The 16,832-nt window shown below is 42.4% G+C and carries 14 protein-coding genes and 1 other annotated feature; of the genes, 10 read left to right on the top strand and 4 right to left on the bottom strand.

The features are described 5' to 3' along the window. The first annotated feature begins 2 nt into the window (after positions 1 to 2). The 3 genes from IGI72_RS10805 (at position 3) to IGI72_RS10795 (ending at position 2,295) form a co-directional block, all read left to right on the top strand. The gene (locus tag IGI72_RS10805) at positions 3 to 344 is read left to right on the top strand and encodes a P-II family nitrogen regulator (protein WP_005229830.1); all 342 of its coding nucleotides are present in this window, start codon (positions 3 to 5) and stop codon (positions 342 to 344) included. A gap of 150 nt (positions 345 to 494) precedes the next feature. Further along, positions 495 to 1,619: a DNA polymerase IV gene (dinB, locus tag IGI72_RS10800; RefSeq protein ID WP_005229832.1), complete on the top strand. Its 1,125-nt coding sequence runs from the start codon at positions 495 to 497 to the stop codon at positions 1,617 to 1,619. Between the two features lie 19 nt (positions 1,620 to 1,638). Then, a complete protein-coding gene (locus IGI72_RS10795) occupies positions 1,639 to 2,295 on the top strand; it encodes a DNA alkylation repair protein (RefSeq protein WP_438754173.1) in 657 nt (218 codons plus the stop codon). 137 nt (positions 2,296 to 2,432) lie between these two features. On the opposite strand, the gene nrdG is transcribed toward IGI72_RS10795, so the two are convergent. Together nrdG and nrdD are read right to left on the bottom strand one after the other, a co-directional pair. Then, positions 2,433 to 3,029, bottom strand: a complete 597-nt coding sequence (nrdG, locus tag IGI72_RS10790) for an anaerobic ribonucleoside-triphosphate reductase activating protein (protein WP_005229836.1) — start codon at positions 3,027 to 3,029, stop codon at positions 2,433 to 2,435. An 83-nt stretch (positions 3,030 to 3,112) separates the two neighbouring features. Continuing rightward, positions 3,113 to 5,308, bottom strand: a complete 2,196-nt coding sequence (gene nrdD / locus IGI72_RS10785) for an anaerobic ribonucleoside-triphosphate reductase (RefSeq protein ID WP_438754171.1) — start codon at positions 5,306 to 5,308, stop codon at positions 3,113 to 3,115. A gap of 287 nt (positions 5,309 to 5,595) precedes the next feature. Here nrdD and IGI72_RS10780 point away from each other — a divergent pair, with 287 nt between their 5' ends. The 6 genes from IGI72_RS10780 to IGI72_RS10755 all read left to right on the top strand — a co-directional run bounded on the left by IGI72_RS10780 (position 5,596) and on the right by IGI72_RS10755 (position 12,440). Further along, a complete protein-coding gene (locus tag IGI72_RS10780) occupies positions 5,596 to 6,360 on the top strand; it encodes an ABC transporter ATP-binding protein (protein WP_438754169.1) in 765 nt (254 codons plus the stop codon). Further along, on the top strand, positions 6,350 to 8,404 hold the full coding sequence (locus tag IGI72_RS10775) for an FtsX-like permease family protein (protein ID WP_060793061.1): 2,055 nt from the start codon (positions 6,350 to 6,352) through the stop codon (positions 8,402 to 8,404). Before IGI72_RS10780 ends, IGI72_RS10775 begins: the two co-directional genes overlap by 11 nt. A 188-nt stretch (positions 8,405 to 8,592) precedes the next feature. Continuing rightward, the gene (locus tag IGI72_RS10770) at positions 8,593 to 9,675 is read left to right on the top strand and encodes a M42 family metallopeptidase (RefSeq protein WP_010749523.1); all 1,083 of its coding nucleotides are present in this window, start codon (positions 8,593 to 8,595) and stop codon (positions 9,673 to 9,675) included. Between the two features lie 9 nt (positions 9,676 to 9,684). Then, positions 9,685 to 10,470 (top strand): DUF975 family protein, encoded by a 786-nt coding sequence (locus IGI72_RS10765; protein ID WP_438754166.1) that lies wholly within the window; start codon positions 9,685 to 9,687, stop codon positions 10,468 to 10,470. A gap of 206 nt (positions 10,471 to 10,676) precedes the next feature. Then, the gene (locus IGI72_RS10760; RefSeq protein WP_218212623.1) at positions 10,677 to 11,417 is read left to right on the top strand and encodes an MBL fold metallo-hydrolase; all 741 of its coding nucleotides are present in this window, start codon (positions 10,677 to 10,679) and stop codon (positions 11,415 to 11,417) included. Between the two features lie 18 nt (positions 11,418 to 11,435). After that, positions 11,436 to 12,440, top strand: coding sequence for a lipoate--protein ligase (locus tag IGI72_RS10755; RefSeq protein ID WP_438754164.1), 1,005 nt, complete (start codon positions 11,436 to 11,438; stop codon positions 12,438 to 12,440). 45 nt (positions 12,441 to 12,485) lie between these two features. On the opposite strand, the gene proS is transcribed toward IGI72_RS10755, so the two are convergent. After that, complete coding sequence (gene proS / locus IGI72_RS10750; RefSeq protein ID WP_015509942.1) at positions 12,486 to 13,919, bottom strand: proline--tRNA ligase; 1,434 nt, start codon at positions 13,917 to 13,919, stop codon at positions 12,486 to 12,488. 41 nt (positions 13,920 to 13,960) lie between these two features. Next, positions 13,961 to 14,165: a binding site (T-box leader), on the bottom strand. Positions 14,166 to 14,261: 96 nt separating this feature from the next. After that, positions 14,262 to 16,139: a hypothetical protein gene (locus IGI72_RS10745; RefSeq protein ID WP_438754162.1), complete on the bottom strand. Its 1,878-nt coding sequence runs from the start codon at positions 16,137 to 16,139 to the stop codon at positions 14,262 to 14,264. Between the two features lie 142 nt (positions 16,140 to 16,281). Here IGI72_RS10745 and IGI72_RS10740 point away from each other — a divergent pair, with 142 nt between their 5' ends. Then, on the top strand, positions 16,282 to 16,800 hold the full coding sequence (locus tag IGI72_RS10740) for a S24/S26 family peptidase (RefSeq protein ID WP_016610953.1): 519 nt from the start codon (positions 16,282 to 16,284) through the stop codon (positions 16,798 to 16,800). The last annotated feature ends 32 nt before the right edge of the window (positions 16,801 to 16,832 follow it).

The raw sequence follows: 16,832 nt of genomic DNA, 5'->3' as shown, positions 1-16,832 counted from the left end.
TCATGAAAAAAGTTGAAGCGATTATTCGCCAAGAAAAATTAGAAGAACTAAAGGCCGCTTTGGATCAGTCTGATTTGATCAGCGGCATGACAGTCAGTCAAGTGCTGGGCTGTGGCAATCAAAAAGGCCTCAAAGAGTTTATTCGTGGCCAAGAAGTGATCACAACTCTTTTACCAAAAGTAAATGTCCGTTTTGTTTTAGCAGATGAAAAAGTCGATGCGGTGATTGAGCTGATTGTATCGATCTGTCGGACAGATGAAGTCGGTGACGGCAAAATATTCGTCTACCCGTTGGAAGAAGCGATTCGGATTCGCACTAATGAACGAGGGGAAGCTGCCTTATAGTAGAACTTCTTGGACCATGAAGAGGGCCGCAAAAGCAGTGAATGTAGAAGGAAGGACCAATGAAGATTGGTCCTTTTTGCGTGCTTCCCTCGATTCCTTGCTTGATAGGGAACCTCTGTTCGTTTATAATAAGAAGTGAGGTGAACAACGATGTCGGAACTGCAATTTCCCTTAAAAAATGATACGAGCCGCAAAATTATTCATATTGATATGGATGCTTTTTTTGCTTCGGTGGAAGAAAGGGATGATCCAGAGCTTGCCAAGCATCCCCTCGTCATTGCCCGTCACCCAAGTGATACTGGCGGACGAGGAGTGGTCACGACCGCCAATTATCTGGCACGACAATATGGCATCCACTCGGCAATGAGTGCGCAAAAAGCTTATGAGCTTTGTCCGCAAGCGATTTTTAAACCGGGAAATCATCAAAAGTATCGTGAAGTGTCCCAGCAAGTCAGAGAAATTTTTCATCGATACACCGACATCATCGAACCAGTTTCTATTGATGAAGCGTATCTAGATGTCACAGTCAACAAGATCAATTGTCCTTCAGCAATTAAGATCGCTCGTTTGATTCAACGAGACATCTGGCAAGAGACTCATCTGACCTGTTCGGCAGGAGTCAGTTACAACAAATTCTTGGCAAAACTGTCTTCGGATTATCATAAACCACGAGGATTGACGGTGGTGATGCCAGATGAGGCAGTGGCATTTTTGCAACAATTACCCATTGATAAATTTCACGGGATCGGGAAGAAAACTGTTCCGCGGATGCATGAGTTAGGTATTTTTACAGGAGCTGATCTGTATGGCTGGAGTGAGATGGCGCTGATTCGTGAATTTGGCAAAATGGGGTATTCCTTGTATCGGAAAGTTAGAGGGATCCATGATTCCCCAGTTAGTGTGACGAGAGAACGGAAATCAGTTGGAAAAGAGCATACATACGGCAATCCATTAACCAGTGAAGAACAAGTATTGAGCCAGTTACGGGCTATCGCAGAAGAAGTCGAAAGATCACTGAAGCGCACACAAAAACATGGCAAGACGGTCGTGTTGAAAGTTCGTTACAGTGATTACTCTACGATCACCAAGCGAGTGACCTTGCCAACCTATGTTCATAAAAAAGAACAGCTATTTTCCGAAGCAAGTCTGATTTGGGAAGAAATTTTAGGTCTGGAAAAAGGCATCCGTCTTTTGGGGATCACCGTCACAAATCTTGATCCACTGACCTATGAAAATATCGTACTGCCCTTATGGCAACTATCTGACGAGCAGTAGTCAGAAGAGGAGGAGCAAAATGACACTCTATCAAGTATATGACACGATGGTGGGGTTGGCTGATCAGGAGCGAAGTGAAAAAATGGCCGCCTACATGCGGCATCAGTTTGATTTTTTAGGCATTCCTACGCCGTTGCGCCGCCAGCAGGAGAAAGCGACCTTCAAAGCAGCAAAACAAACGAAAACGGTTGATTGGGACTTTATCGATCATTGTTGGCAAAGCAGCTATCGGGAACACCAATACCTTGCGATTGATTATTTAGTGGTGATGGAGCCGTTTCTAGCGGCCATCGATCTGGCAAAAATTGAACAGCTAGTCATAACAAAAGCTTGGTGGGATAGCGTGGATGCCCTAAGTGAGGTTGTCAGAAAACTAGTTCGCCGACTGCCAGCGTTAAAAGCTGAAATGCTTCGCTGGAGTCTTGAGGAAAATCTTTGGCTGCGGCGAGTGGCAATACTCCATCAACTGCTGCAAAAAGAACAGATGGATCGACCACTGCTTGAAGAGGTCATCGACAATAATTTGGGTAGTTCTGAATTCTTTATCAACAAAGCCATTGGTTGGAGCTTACGAGATTATGCCAAGACGAATCCTCAGTGGGTCCAAGACTTTCTGCTTCGCTATCAAACAAGTCTGGCGCCTTTGACGATTCGTGAAGCAAGTAAGTACCTGTAAAAAGCTTGGTCACTGAGTTGAGATAACATAAAAAAACACCGTGCATCATCTTTGAAGAAAGAGGAGGTGACCGTCAAAAGTTCGATTTTTTGGTCTAACTTTTGGGGTCACCTCAAGATGCACGGTGTTTTTAGTTTTTAAATTTGTTTTTTGATTTGTTCGTAGCTTGCTTCAGCATCTTTGCACTTTGCCCAGATAACCGCTTTTCCTTGTTCCCGAGATGCAGCAAGATCAATGATTCGTTGATTGCTGCTGCCGCGAAACTGCAAGTTTAAATTTCGTTTGCTCAGTTCAAAACGACCGTCGACTAAAATATCGATTTTGGATAAAAGTTCCAATTTATCGGGTGTTTCCAAAAGCAATTCTTCATAGGTGTAGCCTGACCAGCTCCAAATATCTTTGCTGTGCCCAAATTCAGCACGAACCCGATCAACGACTTTCAGACAGACTGTTGTGTTCAAGAAAGGTTCGCCGCCCAGGAGGGTCAGCCCTTGGACATAATCATGCCGCAGATCTTCGATGATTCGATCCTCTAGTTCTTGCGTAAAAGGTGTACCATAGCGAAAGTTTTGGACCGCTTTGTTGAAACAGCCTTCACAAGCAAAGAGACAGCCGCTCACGTATAAACTATTTCGAATGCCTTCACCATCAACAAAGTTGAAGGCTTTGTAATCAGCAATATAATTTTGGCTATATTCTTTGGCTTGCCATTCTTTAGGTTTCGGATTTCTCATAAGAAAACTTCTTTCTATCATGAATTACAGGGATTGGTCTTCAAGAAAAGGAGTGTAGAAGAATTCTAGCACTCCTTTTTCGTTTATTCTTGCAAATGTTTGACCCGGGCAGAAATTTCTTTGTGCCGTCCATTGACCATTGGACGAGCTTGAGGATTTCCAAGATACCCACAGGTTCTTTTGACGACGTCACAACTTTTTGGGTCATGATTGCCGCATTGCGGGCATTCGAAGCCCCGTTCGGTTGGATTGAAATCTCCTTCATACCCACACTCATAACAGTGATCGATAGGGGTATTTGTTCCAAGATAGGCGACCCGATCATAAGCGTAATCCCAAACCGCTTCTAACGCTTTTGGATTTTGCTGCAAGACTGGGTATTCACAGTAATGAATAAACCCGCCAGAACAGTATTTTGAATATTCTTTTTCAAAATCAAGTTTTTCAAATGGTGTCGGATTTTTCCGCACATCATAGTGGAAGCTGTTGGTGTAGTATTCTTTGTCGGTAATGTTTTCAACTTCACCGAATTTTTCGGTATCCAAGCGGCAGAAACGATCAGTCAGGCTTTCACTAGGCGTCGAGTATACGCTGAAATGATAGCCGTATTCATCGCCCCAAGCATCTGCATGAGCTTTCAATTCTTTCACGATCGCTAGGGTAAAGGCTTTTGCTTCTGGATCTTGTTCCCATGTTCCACCATAAAAAGCCGAAGCAGCTTCATACAAACCGATATATCCAAGAGAAACAGTAGCACGTTTGTTTTTGAATAGTTCATTCACATTGTCTTTGCGATCCAAGCGTTCACCGAAAGCCCCATACATATAAAGGATCGGCGCATTCGCAGGGCTGGCTTCTTTACAGCGCTCCACCCGATAGACAAGAGCATCCTTGACGATTTGCAGACGGTCTTCCAGCAGCGTCCAGAATTTTTCTTGATCACCATTTGCTTCTAAGGCGATCCGAGGAATATTCAATGTTACGACGCCTAGATTCATCCGACCGACATTGACTTCTTCGCCACGTTCGTTTTTCCAGCCTTGCAAGAAAGAACGACAGCCCATCGGCACTTTAAAGCTGCCGGTCAATTCAACCAATTTATCATAATTCAAAATATCAGGATACATCCGTTTGGTGGCACACTCTAAAGCCAGTTCTTTAATATCATAGTTCGGATCGGTAGGGGCCAAGTTGACGCCACGGCGAATACTAAAGATCAATTTTGGAAAAATAGCGGTACGCTTTTCACTGCCTAACCCGTTGATGCGAATTTGGAGAATCGCTCGTTGGATTTCCCGTTCGAACCAATTGGTTCCTAAACCAAAGCCAAGGGAAGTAAACGGCGTTTGTCCGTTTGAGGTGAATAACGTATTGATTTCGTATTCTAGACTTTGCATTGCATCGTAGATATCTTTGCGCGTTTTGCTCTTCGCATAAGCTTCCCGACGTTCAGGCGACTCGATCCATTCTTCGGCATCTTTTAGATGCTTTTGATAATTCAACTCAGCAAAAGGAGCCAATAATTCATCTGTTCGATCAGCAGAACAGCCGCCATATTGACTCGATGCTACGTTTGCAATGATTTGTGAGATTTGAGCGGTGGCCGTTTGGATCGATTTTGGCGATTCCACTTCGGCGTTCCCAATTTTAAACCCATTATTCAGCATGCCTTTAAAATCGATCAAGCAGCAGTTGGTCATTGGGGTGTAAGGATGATAATCCAAGTCATGGTAATGAATGTCGCCTTTTTGGTGAGCATTTGCCACGTGAGGAGGGAGCATTTTCAAACCGATCGATTTTCCTACGATCCCAGCGGTCAAATCACGTTGTGTATTGAACACATTGCTATCTTTATTGGCATTCTCATTGACGACCGATTGATCTTTATTCATCAATTTGTTGATCGTAAAGTTGATGTCTGTGGCTTTGCTGCGCTCGAAATCACGATGGGTCCGATAGTTGATATATTCTTCAGCCAAGGCATACTCGTTTTTTGCTAATAAGATATGCTCGACGATATTTTGGATCTCATAGATTTTTACATTCGTACGAAAACGTTCCGCGATCTCGTGATCGACACTGTCAACGATCTCGGTGATTTTTTCGTGGTCGATGGGAGAAAGCTCGCCGTTGATTTTTCTTAGGGCTTTCACTAACGCATCGTAAATTTTTTGATCATCAAAATCGACAAGCCGTCCATCACGTTTTACGATTTTTAACTGACGCAAAGCGGACTGTCTTTCCAACCCTTGCTCAGGATTTCTCTTAATGTTCATCATTTCTACCACTCCTTATCTTCCTCAATATAATAAAACAAATTGTAGAAATGAGCAACTATATATAGTGGTGAATAAGGGTTGATAAATTGGATATACACAATATATGGTGTATATTCATTGGGGTGTTTTCTGAGAAAACTGATAAGATTAAGGATTTGGTTGTTCCATGTTTCACATAATGAATAAAAAACTTTTTTAAATTTATTTTTTCTCTGTTTTGAAGCAGAAGTATTCAATGAAAAAGTATGCTACCATAAGGAGAGAATTTTATTAAAGGAGGGTTCTATGTGAAAAATATGATTGATGTGAAGCATCTGACCAAAAGTTACGGCACTCGTTTCAATCAAACCAAAGTATTAGATAACCTTTCTTTTGCAGTGGATCAAGGAGAATTTGTCGGGGTCATGGGGCCCAGCGGCGCTGGGAAAACGACCTTGATGAATCTGTTGTCTTCAATCATGCGACCTAGCTTAGGCTCGATCTATATCGATGGCAAAGACATTACCCGAATGTCGGAAAAAGCCCTCAGTGATTTTCGTCGTCAGCAGATCGGTTTTATCTTTCAAGACTTTAATCTTTTAGAGGCGTTGACAGCCAGAGACAATATCTTGCTTCCCCTTGCCATTGATCGTTTGCCCGTGAGTGAAACCCAAGAGCGCATTGAACAAACGGCCAATTTGTTAGGAATCGAGCACTTGTTAGATCGCTACCCAGAAGAATTGTCTGTAGGGCAAAAACAGCGGGTCGCTGCTGCTCGAGCAATCATTAGTCGTCCGGCGGTCCTTTTTGCTGATGAACCCACTGGCGCCCTTGATTCAAAAGCGGCGACAGAATTGTTACGGTATTTAGCACAAATCAATCAACAAGAGAAAACAACGATCTTGATGGTCACCCATGATCCTTTCACCGCCAGCTACTGCAACCGAATTTTATTCATCCGAGACGGTGTCTTCTTTGCAGAAGTCGTCAAAAAAGGCGGGCGTCAGGAATTTTTTGAAAAAATCATCGATATGCAGGCAACGATTGGAGGCGGTCCGCGCCATGTTGTTTAAAATCGGCTGGCGGAGTTTCTTGCGGCAGTTTCGCAACTATATGGTGTATTTTATTTGTATGATGACCGCCGTGATGATTTTTTATTCCTTTAACGCCTTGATGAATGATCGTCTGCTGAATCAACGGGTCCAGCAAGATATCCGCATTGAAGGGGTTTTAGGATTCGGCAGCAGTGTGGTTGCCTTTGTCGTCTTGTTTTTTATGCTGAGTGCCAATCATTTTTTTCTTAGTCAGCGACAAAAAGAAATCAGTGTTTACCAGCTTTTGGGGCTGCGGCAAGGTCGTCTGGCTTGGCTGTTGCTGCGGGAAACGTTTCTATTGAACTTTTTCTCTTTAGTGACCGGCATCTTTATGGGGATTATTTTTTCGAAATTTTTTTCTATGATTTTGATTCGAGCGATGGGCTTGAATTTAACGAGTCATTTCTTTAATTCACCCCAATCGATTTTTTCAACGGTTTTTGTCTTTATCGCGGCGATGATTATTTTGAGTATTCAAGTGATCCTTTTTGTATGGCGTACCCCAATGAGTGAGCTGATCAAGACTGAATACCGCTTACCGATCAAGAAAATGAAAATGACCCCGTTTCGTTCATTAATGGGGGTTCTAGGTCTGATTCTACTAGGGGTAGGCTACTATCTGTCTTTGACCTTGCGGGAAACGTGGACCAACTATATCACGTATACACAAGATTTTTCAGCAATTTTATGGATTCCTTTATTGATTCTGTTTTGCTGTGTGACGGCAACCTATCTTTTTTTTGATTGCTCCTTGCCAGCATTGTTATATTTTTTGAGCAAGCCGAAAAAACGTCTTATCAAAGGGGCGAAACTGATTGCTTACAATAACGTGCGGGCTTACTTGCAAAGAACGTGGAAAAGCTATGCGCTTTTGACGATCATCACAGCGATCGCAATCTCCCTGATCGGGGGAACGATGGGGGTCATCTCATTAAACTATCAAGCAACGAACCGCATTTACCCAACGTCCTTTCAAGTGTCAGAAGAGCAGGCAGATACCTTGCGGGACCTTTTAGAAAAAGCCGATACACCGATTATTGCCGAACAATCGATTCCCTATAAAATGACCAATATGACGGTTCAAACCCGTTACCTTGGAGAGTTGCAAGACGAAAATATTGAAAATATCATGGTGAATCTGGTCGCTTTTTCTGATTATCAGCGTCTGCGAAAACTGGTTCCCGATGCCCCGGAGATTCAACTGAGTACCGATAAACAAGCGGTGCTTTTTGACAGTCAATACGATGTGACTCGTTCGTTTATCACCTATCGCGATGAGGTCAAAATCGGCAGTCAACATACGTTCAAACTCATTCAAGCAGAACAGGATTATTTTGGGGATTCTGCCTTGCGCTATTCCTTGCCGAATGTCCTTGTCATCCAAGATGATGCGTACCAACAAGTTGAGGGCTTCACCTATAGCGTTGCTTATTTACAAACAGACAAGGTGCAAACGGAGAGCTTGACTCAGCTGCTAGATGAAGAGCTGCCGATTGAGTGGACGCATCCTTTGACCTATGAGTTTAGCGATGACCAAAAAAGCGTGCGTTTTTATCCAGAGACTGCCCGAGATTCCACCAGTGAGAATAACCAGATGACCGCATATCGACTGACCTTAGCGAATCGTTTTACAACGATGCGCGGCGTGCGGCGGCAAGCAGGAATCGTTTTGTTTGTGTCATTATTTGTAGGTGTGATCGTTTTGATCACGACATCCAGCAGTTTGATCGTTCGGCAATTTTCAAATACCGAGCGGGAGAAACACAATTACCGATTATTGACCAAACTAGGTTACACCCGAAAAGAAGTACGCAAACTCGTTTACTGGCAAAACATCTGGATTTTTATGCCAGGTACGCTACTGGCGATCTTGCATGCCGTCTTTGCCATCAATACCTTCACCCAAATCATCGACAGTCCTGGGTATTGGGTGGCTCATTTGTTTGCGGCAGTTGCAGCAGTCGTCTATCTATTTGCCTATTTGATTACCGTCAAGCTGTGTCTGCGAATAATTGAAACTTGATTGAATTCTTGATAAAACGATCCTTAGAATTGAAGCGAACCTTACAAGTTAGACCAAAAAATCTAATCTTGAGGATCACTACAAAACGAGGATCGTTTTTTCATTTAACCAATCTTTTTGTATTTCCCTCTGGCACCAGATTAAGAGAATGGTATAATCATAATCAATGAGACAAAGGAGGAAGCAAGATGGAGAAAAAAGAAGAACAGCTTTTAATAGACCTAACGACTGCACGTGGGGTTCCTGGGAATGAGGAGGAAGTGCGTGAAGTCTTTAAAGAATATGCCAAAGACTTTGCTGAAGATATCTTTTTTGATGGTTTAGGAAGTGTCATTGCCAAACATGTTGGTGATGGCGGTGGACCGAAAATTTTTATATCGGGACATATGGATGAAGTCGGCTTTATGGTAACTAAAATCACAGAAAAAGGCTTTATTGAATTCCAGACCCTTGGTGGTTGGTGGGGGCAAGTGATGCTGGCACAGCAAGTCGAGATCAAAACCAATGAAGGCAAATTGATCCACGGTGTCGTCGGTTCAAAACCACCCCATGTCTTGAGTCCAGAGACTCGAAATAAACCGTATGATATCAAAGATATGTTCATTGATATCGGCGCTTCAAGTGAAGAAGAAGCCAAAGGTTGGGGGATCCGTCCGGGCGATATGATCACCCCTTATATCCAATACAAACGGATGAACGACAGCAAATTTTTATTAGCCAAAGCATGGGACAATCGAATCGGTACGGCGGTATCACTGCGGGTATTAGAAACCTTGGCAGCCGAAGGACATCCCAACTGCTTGTTTGCTGGCAGTGACGTGATGGAAGAAGTTGGCCTAAGAGGGGCGCGAACAAGCACTCACTTAGTGAATCCCGATATCGCGATCGCACTAGATACTGGTACCGCTGGGGACACACCTGGAATGACACCAAAAGAAGCGGATTCTGTGTTAGGCAAAGGCCCACAAGTCCTGATTTTTGATGCTTCCATGATTCCTCACAAGAAATTATTGAATTTTGTGATCGATGTCGCAGAAGAAATGGAAATTCCTTTCCAATATACCGTGATCACTGGTGGAGGAACCGATGCTGGTCAAATGCATTTGACTCGTGATGGGGTCCCTTCGATCGCTATTACCGTGCCAGTTCGTTACCTGCATTCTCATACTTCTGTCATTCATGAGGATGACTACTTCAATACAGTCAAGCTTGTAACGGAAGTGGTTCGCCGCTTAGACGATAAGACCGTTAAAGCATTGCGCAGTTATTAAGGTGAGTCTATGAGATCAAATACAATGATTCGAGAGACCGCCAAAAACTCCTTGCGCGGATTCTGGGGAACGTTCGTCTTAAGTATTTTAGCGACGGTTGCGGTACAAGCGGTGGTCAGCTCGCTTTTTAGTAGTATTGGGACTTCTTTTGGTGCAAACAATGCAGGGAGCTGGATCGATCTGATCTTGGACAATTTTGTCTTCTTTGCGTTTTCGGTAGCGTTGAGTATCATGGCACTCTATCTGGTTCGTGGCAGAGGAATCAAGGTGGGGGATATTTTTCTCGTCTTTGATAAACGTCTGTATGTACCGTTTTTGCTACTAAATTTAGTGAGCGCGCTTTTAAATTATCTTTTGAGTTTTGCGATTTTCTTGCCGCAGTTTGTCTTATCAGGGCTCAATCAATATTTGGACTTGGTATTCAATTTTAATCGGGGAATCTCTATTGATTTGGCGATGTTTAATGGCTCCCTGGCTTTTGTACTCGGGACTTTTCTCGCCATCATTTTGTTCTTCTTTTTGTCACAAGTCGTTACTGGTGTGATCCAATTAGCGATCTATCTGCGCTATGATCAACCGGAATTAGGGGTTCTTCAGTCAATTAAAGTGGCCTTTGCGCTCTTGCGTCCACATCTGGGTCAATACATTTGGCTACAGTTATCATTGATTGGTTGGTTTATTCTCGGCTTTTTAGCACTGATGGTCGGGATGCTATGGGCAAACGCCTACGCTTATGCAGTTAATGCAGTATTTTATGAGGAATTGATCAATGAACAACGAGCGATGATCAGATAAACAAAAAAGACGACGGCCCATTGGTCTGGCTCCCTGCAGATAGAGTAAAAAACTCATTCATAGGGTTCTACCAATAGACGTCGTTTTTTTCTCGTTTTCTCGATCTTTTTTTGCAAAAAAATGGTCGGATTTTAGTCAAATCAGCTGAGATGTGATAGCATAAAAGAAGTAGAAAACCAGCTTGAGCCAAAGAGGAGGAAACACAAGTGAAAATAACTGTCTTAGGTTGTTTAGGTGCCTATCCGTATAATGGTGAAGGGACTACTGGCTATTTAATTGAGTCGGAAGGCTTTCATTTGCTGCTTGATGCGGGAAGCACCACCTTGGTCCAACTAGAAAAAATCCTTGATCCCTTAGACTTAGATGCAGTGATTCTGACGCATTACCATCACGATCATATTGCGGATCTAGGGGTATTGCAATACTATTGGCAATTATATCCAGGAAACGAAGAACGCCAGGTTTTGCCGATCTACGGACATGGGGAGGACACAGTTCATTTTGAAAGCCTGACGATGCCTGGAGTGACTCAAGGAATTGATTACCTCCAAGCGGAGTCATTGGAATTGGGCCCGTTTACCATTACCTTTATGAAAACGATCCATCCAGTCACTTGCTATGCCATGCGATTTGTTGAGAAAAGTACAGGCAAGGTTTTTGTTTTTACAGGCGATTCTGGCTACTTAGAATCTTTTGTTCCGTTTGCACAAGGAGCTGACCTGTTTTTGGCAGATACCTATCTTTTTGCAGGCAATGAGCGTCACAAGGCTCATTTTACGTCAAAAGAAGCAGGCGAGATTGCCCATGCGGCGCAGGTAAAAAAATTAATGTTGACGCATTTGCCGCAACACGGTGATTTAGAACAGTTACGAGAAGAGGCTGCACTAGCTGCCAATGGAATCCCCGTTGAATTGGCGGCTGTTCAAAAAATAATTGAAATCATCTAATTAGGAGGAACGAATAGTATGCTTTTTGTACCGAACGAACTGAATGACCCACGCATCAATTTAGCCATCGAGATTTTTCTTCTTCAAGAAATGAAAGTGGATGAACCCATCTTACTTTTTTACATTAATGAACCATCGATTATCATTGGACGCAATCAAAATACGATCGAAGAGATCAATAAGGAATATGTGGATGAACATGGGATCCATGTCGTTCGTCGTTTCAGCGGCGGCGGTGCAGTCTATCATGATTTCGGAAACTTGAATTTCAGCTTTATTATGCCTGACGATGGGAATTCTTTCAGAGATTTTGAAAAACTGACCAAACCAATCGTCCAAGCTTTACATGAGATGGGGGTTGAAGGGGCGCAACTAAAAGGCCGCAACGACCTTGTGATCAATGACATGAAGTTTTCTGGGAATGCGATGTACGCAACAAATGGCCGGATGTTTGCTCATGGCACGATCATGTTTGACAGTGATATCAATGAAGTAGTTAACGCCTTGAAAGTCCGTAAAGACAAAATCGAATCAAAAGGCATCAAATCGATCCGTTCAAGAGTGACCAACATCAAACCATTCTTGCCAAAAGAGAAGCAAGACATGACGACTGAAGAGTTCCGTCAAGAAATCTTATTGAAGATTTTTGGTGTCGATTCCGTGGAAGACGTCAAAACCTATGAACTAACAGAAGAGGATTGGGTCAATATCAATGAGATTTCCGATAAGTATTATCGTAACTGGGATTGGAATTACGGCAAATCACCAGCCTTTGATATCGAACGTCGTCATCGATTCCCGATCGGCTCCATCGAAGTTCGTTTAAATGTGGCAGAAGGAAAAATCACAGATGCCAAAATCTTTGGCGACTTTTTCGGCCTAGGGGACATTGCAGATGTAGAACAAGCACTGATCGGTACTCGTTATGCCAAAGAAGATTTGGCACAAGTCATTGCCAACATTGATGTCAAAAAATATTTTGGCAACATCACGACTGAAGATTTTCTTTCATTGATTTATTAATCAAAAAACGAAGCAGCCTTTTCCATCTGGCTGCTTCGTTTTTTATTAGTATGCGCGGGCGATCCAAACGGTGTGTTTGGCAGGTTTGCCGCTGACAATATCGACTGTTTTTTCCATTGGTGCTTCAAACGGAATGTTTCGGGTAGTAAAGCCAGTTTCTTCTTTGATTTTGGCCTCGGTTTCTTCCGAGCCATCCCAACCGATCAAAACAAAACCAGTCACTTTGTCTTCTTGTTTGCACATTTCGATATGGGCTTTTAGTTCATCCAATGTATCGATGTTGGTGTACTCATTATCTTTGTTTCGTTCCTTCGCAGCTGCTAATAAACGTGGAGTCATTGCTTGTAATTCTTGGTCAACAAACGCTTCTAATTCCTCAAGCGCCACCGTTTGCTTGTCAGCTAGGTCACGGACTTTGACCATGACTTTGCCAGCTTCTAAATCTCTTGGGCCACATTCGATTCGCAAGCAAGCGCCTTTTAGTTCCCATTCATTGAACTTATAGCCAGGTGAGTTATCAGAATCATCCAAACGAACACGAATGCCCTTGGCTTTAAAGTTGGCATACAGTTCTTCTAATTTTTCTAAGATGGCTGGATTCTTTTTCCAAGGACCGACTGGTAACAACACAACTTGGGTTGGTGCAATGGTTGGTGGGAAAACTAAACCATTTTCATCGCCATGGGTCATGATCAAGGCACCTAACAAGCGGGTAGAGACACCCCAAGAGGTTGTGTGGGCATGGGTATGCTTGTTTTCTTTCGTTAAATACGTAATATCAAATGCTTCAGCAAATTTTGTCCCCATGTAGTGGCTGGTTCCTGCTTGGACTGCTTTGCCGTCTTTCATCATCGCTTCGATCGAATAAGTATCTACTGCCCCCGCAAAGCGCTCAGATGGGGTTTTTTGTCCACGATAAACAGGGATCGCTAGGAATTCTTCGCAAAGGCGGGCATATTCATCTAAGACTTTCATGGTGCGTTGACGAGCATCTTCTTCATTTTCATGAGCGGTATGACCTTCTTGCCATAAAAACTCTGAGGTACGCAAGAAAGGCAATGTTTTCTTTTCCCAACGAAAGACGTTTGCCCATTGATTGATTTCATAAGGCAGGTCACGGTAGGAGTTGATCCAATCAGAAAAGGCAGAGCCGATCATGGTTTCTGAGGTTGGACGCAATGCCAAAGGTTCTTCCAGTTTTTCGTTGCCGACTTCTGTGACCCAAGGTAATTCAGGGGCAAAGCCTTCGATATGATCCGCTTCCTTCATAAAGAAATTTTGCGGAATCAGCATTGGGAAGTATGCATTGCGAATGCCTTCTTTTTTCAAGAAACGATTGAACTCCTCTTGAATATGCTCCCAAAGTTCGAAGCCGTCAGGACGGAAAATAATGGAACCTTTCACTGGGGAGTAAGCCATCAATTCGGCTTTTTGGATCGTTTGGATATACCATTCTGTAAAATCATTTTTTTGTGTCATTGTTTTTCCTCCTTAAAAAAATAAAAAAGCATCTCGTCCTAAAAAAGGACGAAATGCTTGGATTTCGCGGTACCACCTTTGTTGATTATCGATAGGGATAATCCAACTCGTAAAGGATAAGGCCTTTCCACCGACCGTTTTGCGGTCATTGCCATTGGGTAGGTTCATTTTATCAGCGGGTGTCGATTTTTCAGCTGCCATCGACTCTCTAAGACCATCATAAAATTACTATTCCAATGCTTGTTGCTGTTCTTTATCATGCTAAAGCGAAAAAGCGAAAAAAGCAAGAGTTTTTTCGCTTTTTCTTAAAATAGACCGTTTAACGTATTGGAGAAAAGGCAGTCAGTCAAAAGACAGCAGATCCGCTTTAGCGGCAAGTGTCAAACGCAAAAAATGAAAACCAGCTGAATCCTCGATACGCATACTTCCTTGATAGACAAGACATATTTGTTCCAGCATTTGCACATCGGTATGGATCGCCTGTCGTTTTGCTTCGTCAGTTTGCAGTTTTTCTGCCTCATCCTCTGTCAAAAGCGGCATTTGACAGTCGATATGCAGCTGTTCTTTTGTGTCAGTCACTTTCAACGAAAGCCTGCGATTTTGAGGATCTGTGACCGAACAGGTGTAGCGGATGGCGTACTCTAAGCAATGGGCGATCAAGGACAGACGATCATTTTCTTCCAATCGTTCCAGTGGTTCCGTGAGGTCATCGCAGGTAAGCGTGATTCTTTTTTGAGCGGCAGTGTGTTGATAATCAGCAAGCAGCATCGTCGTGATCGATTCTTTTTCAACCGCAGGGATCGTTAGCTGCTGCTTGATTTCTTCTTCAATCTCGCAAAGACCTTCATACGCAGCCGCTAGTTGTTCGTCTTCTAACATGTCTTTAATGGTATGGGTTCTCTTTTTGATGGTTTGTAAAACTTGCTGCCATTGTGCCGTTTGATCTGGACCGATCGCCTGCTGATTTTCATACAATCGCACTTTGATGTCTGCTGTGTCGATCTGCTTATTTTTGCCTTCACTGGCAAAAAAGAGTTCGAGGAACCCATAACAAGTAAAAATAAGTATCAGTAAGAAAAAGATGATCGAGCGCCAATTGATGTCAGATTGCGGGAGGACTAAAATATCCTGGATATACAAGAACCCATGACCGATTGCCGCGACAACGATCCAAGGTGCACAAAGGACATAAAATTGATTCTTTTTTAACGCCTCATAAATCGCCGCAAACGAAGTCACAAAGGTGCTGGTGATGTTTAACAAAAACAGATAGTTCATGACGACTGGCAAACTTTGTTTTTGAAAAAGTGCCAAAAACATGGCAAAGATCCCGAAGGAGTAGTGAACAAACAACCATTTCTGATAATACTTACGTACGAAGTGCATGTTTGTGTAGTAAAACCCAATCAAAAACATGGGCGTAATAATCGAAAGAAAATTTAACATAAATGAATTCACGATGGGAGAAAAAAGCAGTCCACCCAGCAGATCCCCGAAGCCTGCTTCTAAACCTGCACTTAAGGCAAAGCCACTGAATAAAATGGAAGATACTTTCAGCTTTCTTTGGTTGATAAAAGAAACGAAGAGATAAAATAAATTAAGGATACAAATAAATCCGGTAAATAGGAGGATATAGATATTCAAAATTGATAGACTAAAAACATAACCGATCAATGCATTGGCAGGACCAAAAAAGACTTCGGCTGGAAAGCCAGAATAGGTGTCAAAAGGACTAGTCACGTAGATCTTCAACGTCTTTCCAACGTAATCCTCTGGCAATGTGATAAAAGATAAGGTTTTGCCAGGATGGTTGAAGGTCAATGAATGTTCGGCAGCTTCATTGGTATAAATTTCTTGATCATCCAAATAGACGGTCATGTGTTGATGATCGCCAATCAGCAGCATCGTTGGATATTTGTATTCATTGGTCATTTTTCGCTGCATGACAAATCGCTCATTGGCTTTTACGCTAGTTAAATATTTCACATAACGGCTAATAAAAGTAGAATCAGGATTGTCTTCCGCATAAAAAATCCAATCTTCCTTCTTCTCCACGGTATGGTTATCAGAAGTAGGAGATAGGAAGAGTATAAGAAAAAAACCGATGCTTCCTAGCAAAAATAGAACGAGTAGGATAAAGGGAATCCAACGTTTAAAAAAGAACTTGTTATTTAAAAAAAGCATACTTTTTCTCCTGTGTTTTTTAATCGCTTTTAGCATAATATAAATAGTAAAATAAAGTCAAATAATAATCAGAAAAAATACGCATAAAAATTCAATGAATCGTTTTTAAATATTTGAAAAAAATTTAAATATGTTATAGAATCGAAAAAGAAACTGAGCCTTAGAAGGAGAAAAGAAAATGAAACTTTTGCCAAAACAAAGTATCATGCTCTCACTTTTTGTATTGTTGTTTATGCTGATTTCTGTTTTAGCGGTCGTGATTCCTCATGCGTTTGGTTTCACAATGGCCATCGTTAACAGCGATGCAATGGAACCTACATATTCCGAAGGGACATTACTTTTTGTTAAAAAGGCTTCAGAAGACAATTTGGTCGTTGGTAATGAAGTGACCTATTATGTCGATCACGGCAGACAGATGCGCACACGGCGAATCGTTGCAGTGGGAGAAAACCAATCGGTGCTTTATACGATCGGTGATAACCAAAGCCAGATGGAACCAAAAGAAATCCAAAAAAGCCAATTGATTGGGCAACCCATTTTTTATATCCCTAAAGTAGGGGCTTGGCTCAATCAAACGACGATCCAGCTTTTTAAAAACATGTATTTCCTTTTCGCAATGTATATTTTAGTGACCACCTTGTTTGTAACGCTCTATCAAATCAAATCTGGATCCATAAAAAAATCAATCATCTCTTAGCCATAAGAAGGAAAAAGCCAAAGAAACGGCAG

The sequence above is a fragment of the Enterococcus sp. DIV1059_2 genome (assembly GCF_051713685.1).
GTDB lineage: Bacteria > Bacillota > Bacilli > Lactobacillales > Enterococcaceae > Enterococcus_D > Enterococcus_D casseliflavus.
Note: the sequence above shows the minus strand (reverse complement) of the source record. Positions and strands in the feature narration are given on the sequence as shown.

What these genes read in the sequence shown, in the direction of transcription:
- IGI72_RS10755 (WP_438754164.1), top strand. Translation starts at nt 11,436, where the DNA reads ATGCTTTTTGTACCGAACGAACTGAATGACCCACGCATCAATTTAGCC.
- nrdD (WP_438754171.1), bottom strand. Translation starts at nt 5,308, where the DNA reads ATGATGAACATTAAGAGAAATCCTGAGCAAGGGTTGGAAAGACAGTCC.
- IGI72_RS10770 (WP_010749523.1), top strand. Translation starts at nt 8,593, where the DNA reads ATGGAGAAAAAAGAAGAACAGCTTTTAATAGACCTAACGACTGCACGT.
- dinB (WP_005229832.1), top strand. Translation starts at nt 495, where the DNA reads ATGTCGGAACTGCAATTTCCCTTAAAAAATGATACGAGCCGCAAAATT.
- IGI72_RS10775 (WP_060793061.1), top strand. Translation starts at nt 6,350, where the DNA reads ATGTTGTTTAAAATCGGCTGGCGGAGTTTCTTGCGGCAGTTTCGCAAC.
- IGI72_RS10795 (WP_438754173.1), top strand. Translation starts at nt 1,639, where the DNA reads ATGACACTCTATCAAGTATATGACACGATGGTGGGGTTGGCTGATCAG.
- IGI72_RS10745 (WP_438754162.1), bottom strand. Translation starts at nt 16,139, where the DNA reads ATGCTAAAAGCGATTAAAAAACACAGGAGAAAAAGTATGCTTTTTTTA.
- IGI72_RS10765 (WP_438754166.1), top strand. Translation starts at nt 9,685, where the DNA reads ATGAGATCAAATACAATGATTCGAGAGACCGCCAAAAACTCCTTGCGC.
- nrdG (WP_005229836.1), bottom strand. Translation starts at nt 3,029, where the DNA reads ATGAGAAATCCGAAACCTAAAGAATGGCAAGCCAAAGAATATAGCCAA.
- IGI72_RS10740 (WP_016610953.1), top strand. Translation starts at nt 16,282, where the DNA reads ATGAAACTTTTGCCAAAACAAAGTATCATGCTCTCACTTTTTGTATTG.
- IGI72_RS10805 (WP_005229830.1), top strand. Translation starts at nt 3, where the DNA reads ATGAAAAAAGTTGAAGCGATTATTCGCCAAGAAAAATTAGAAGAACTA.
- proS (WP_015509942.1), bottom strand. Translation starts at nt 13,919, where the DNA reads ATGACACAAAAAAATGATTTTACAGAATGGTATATCCAAACGATCCAA.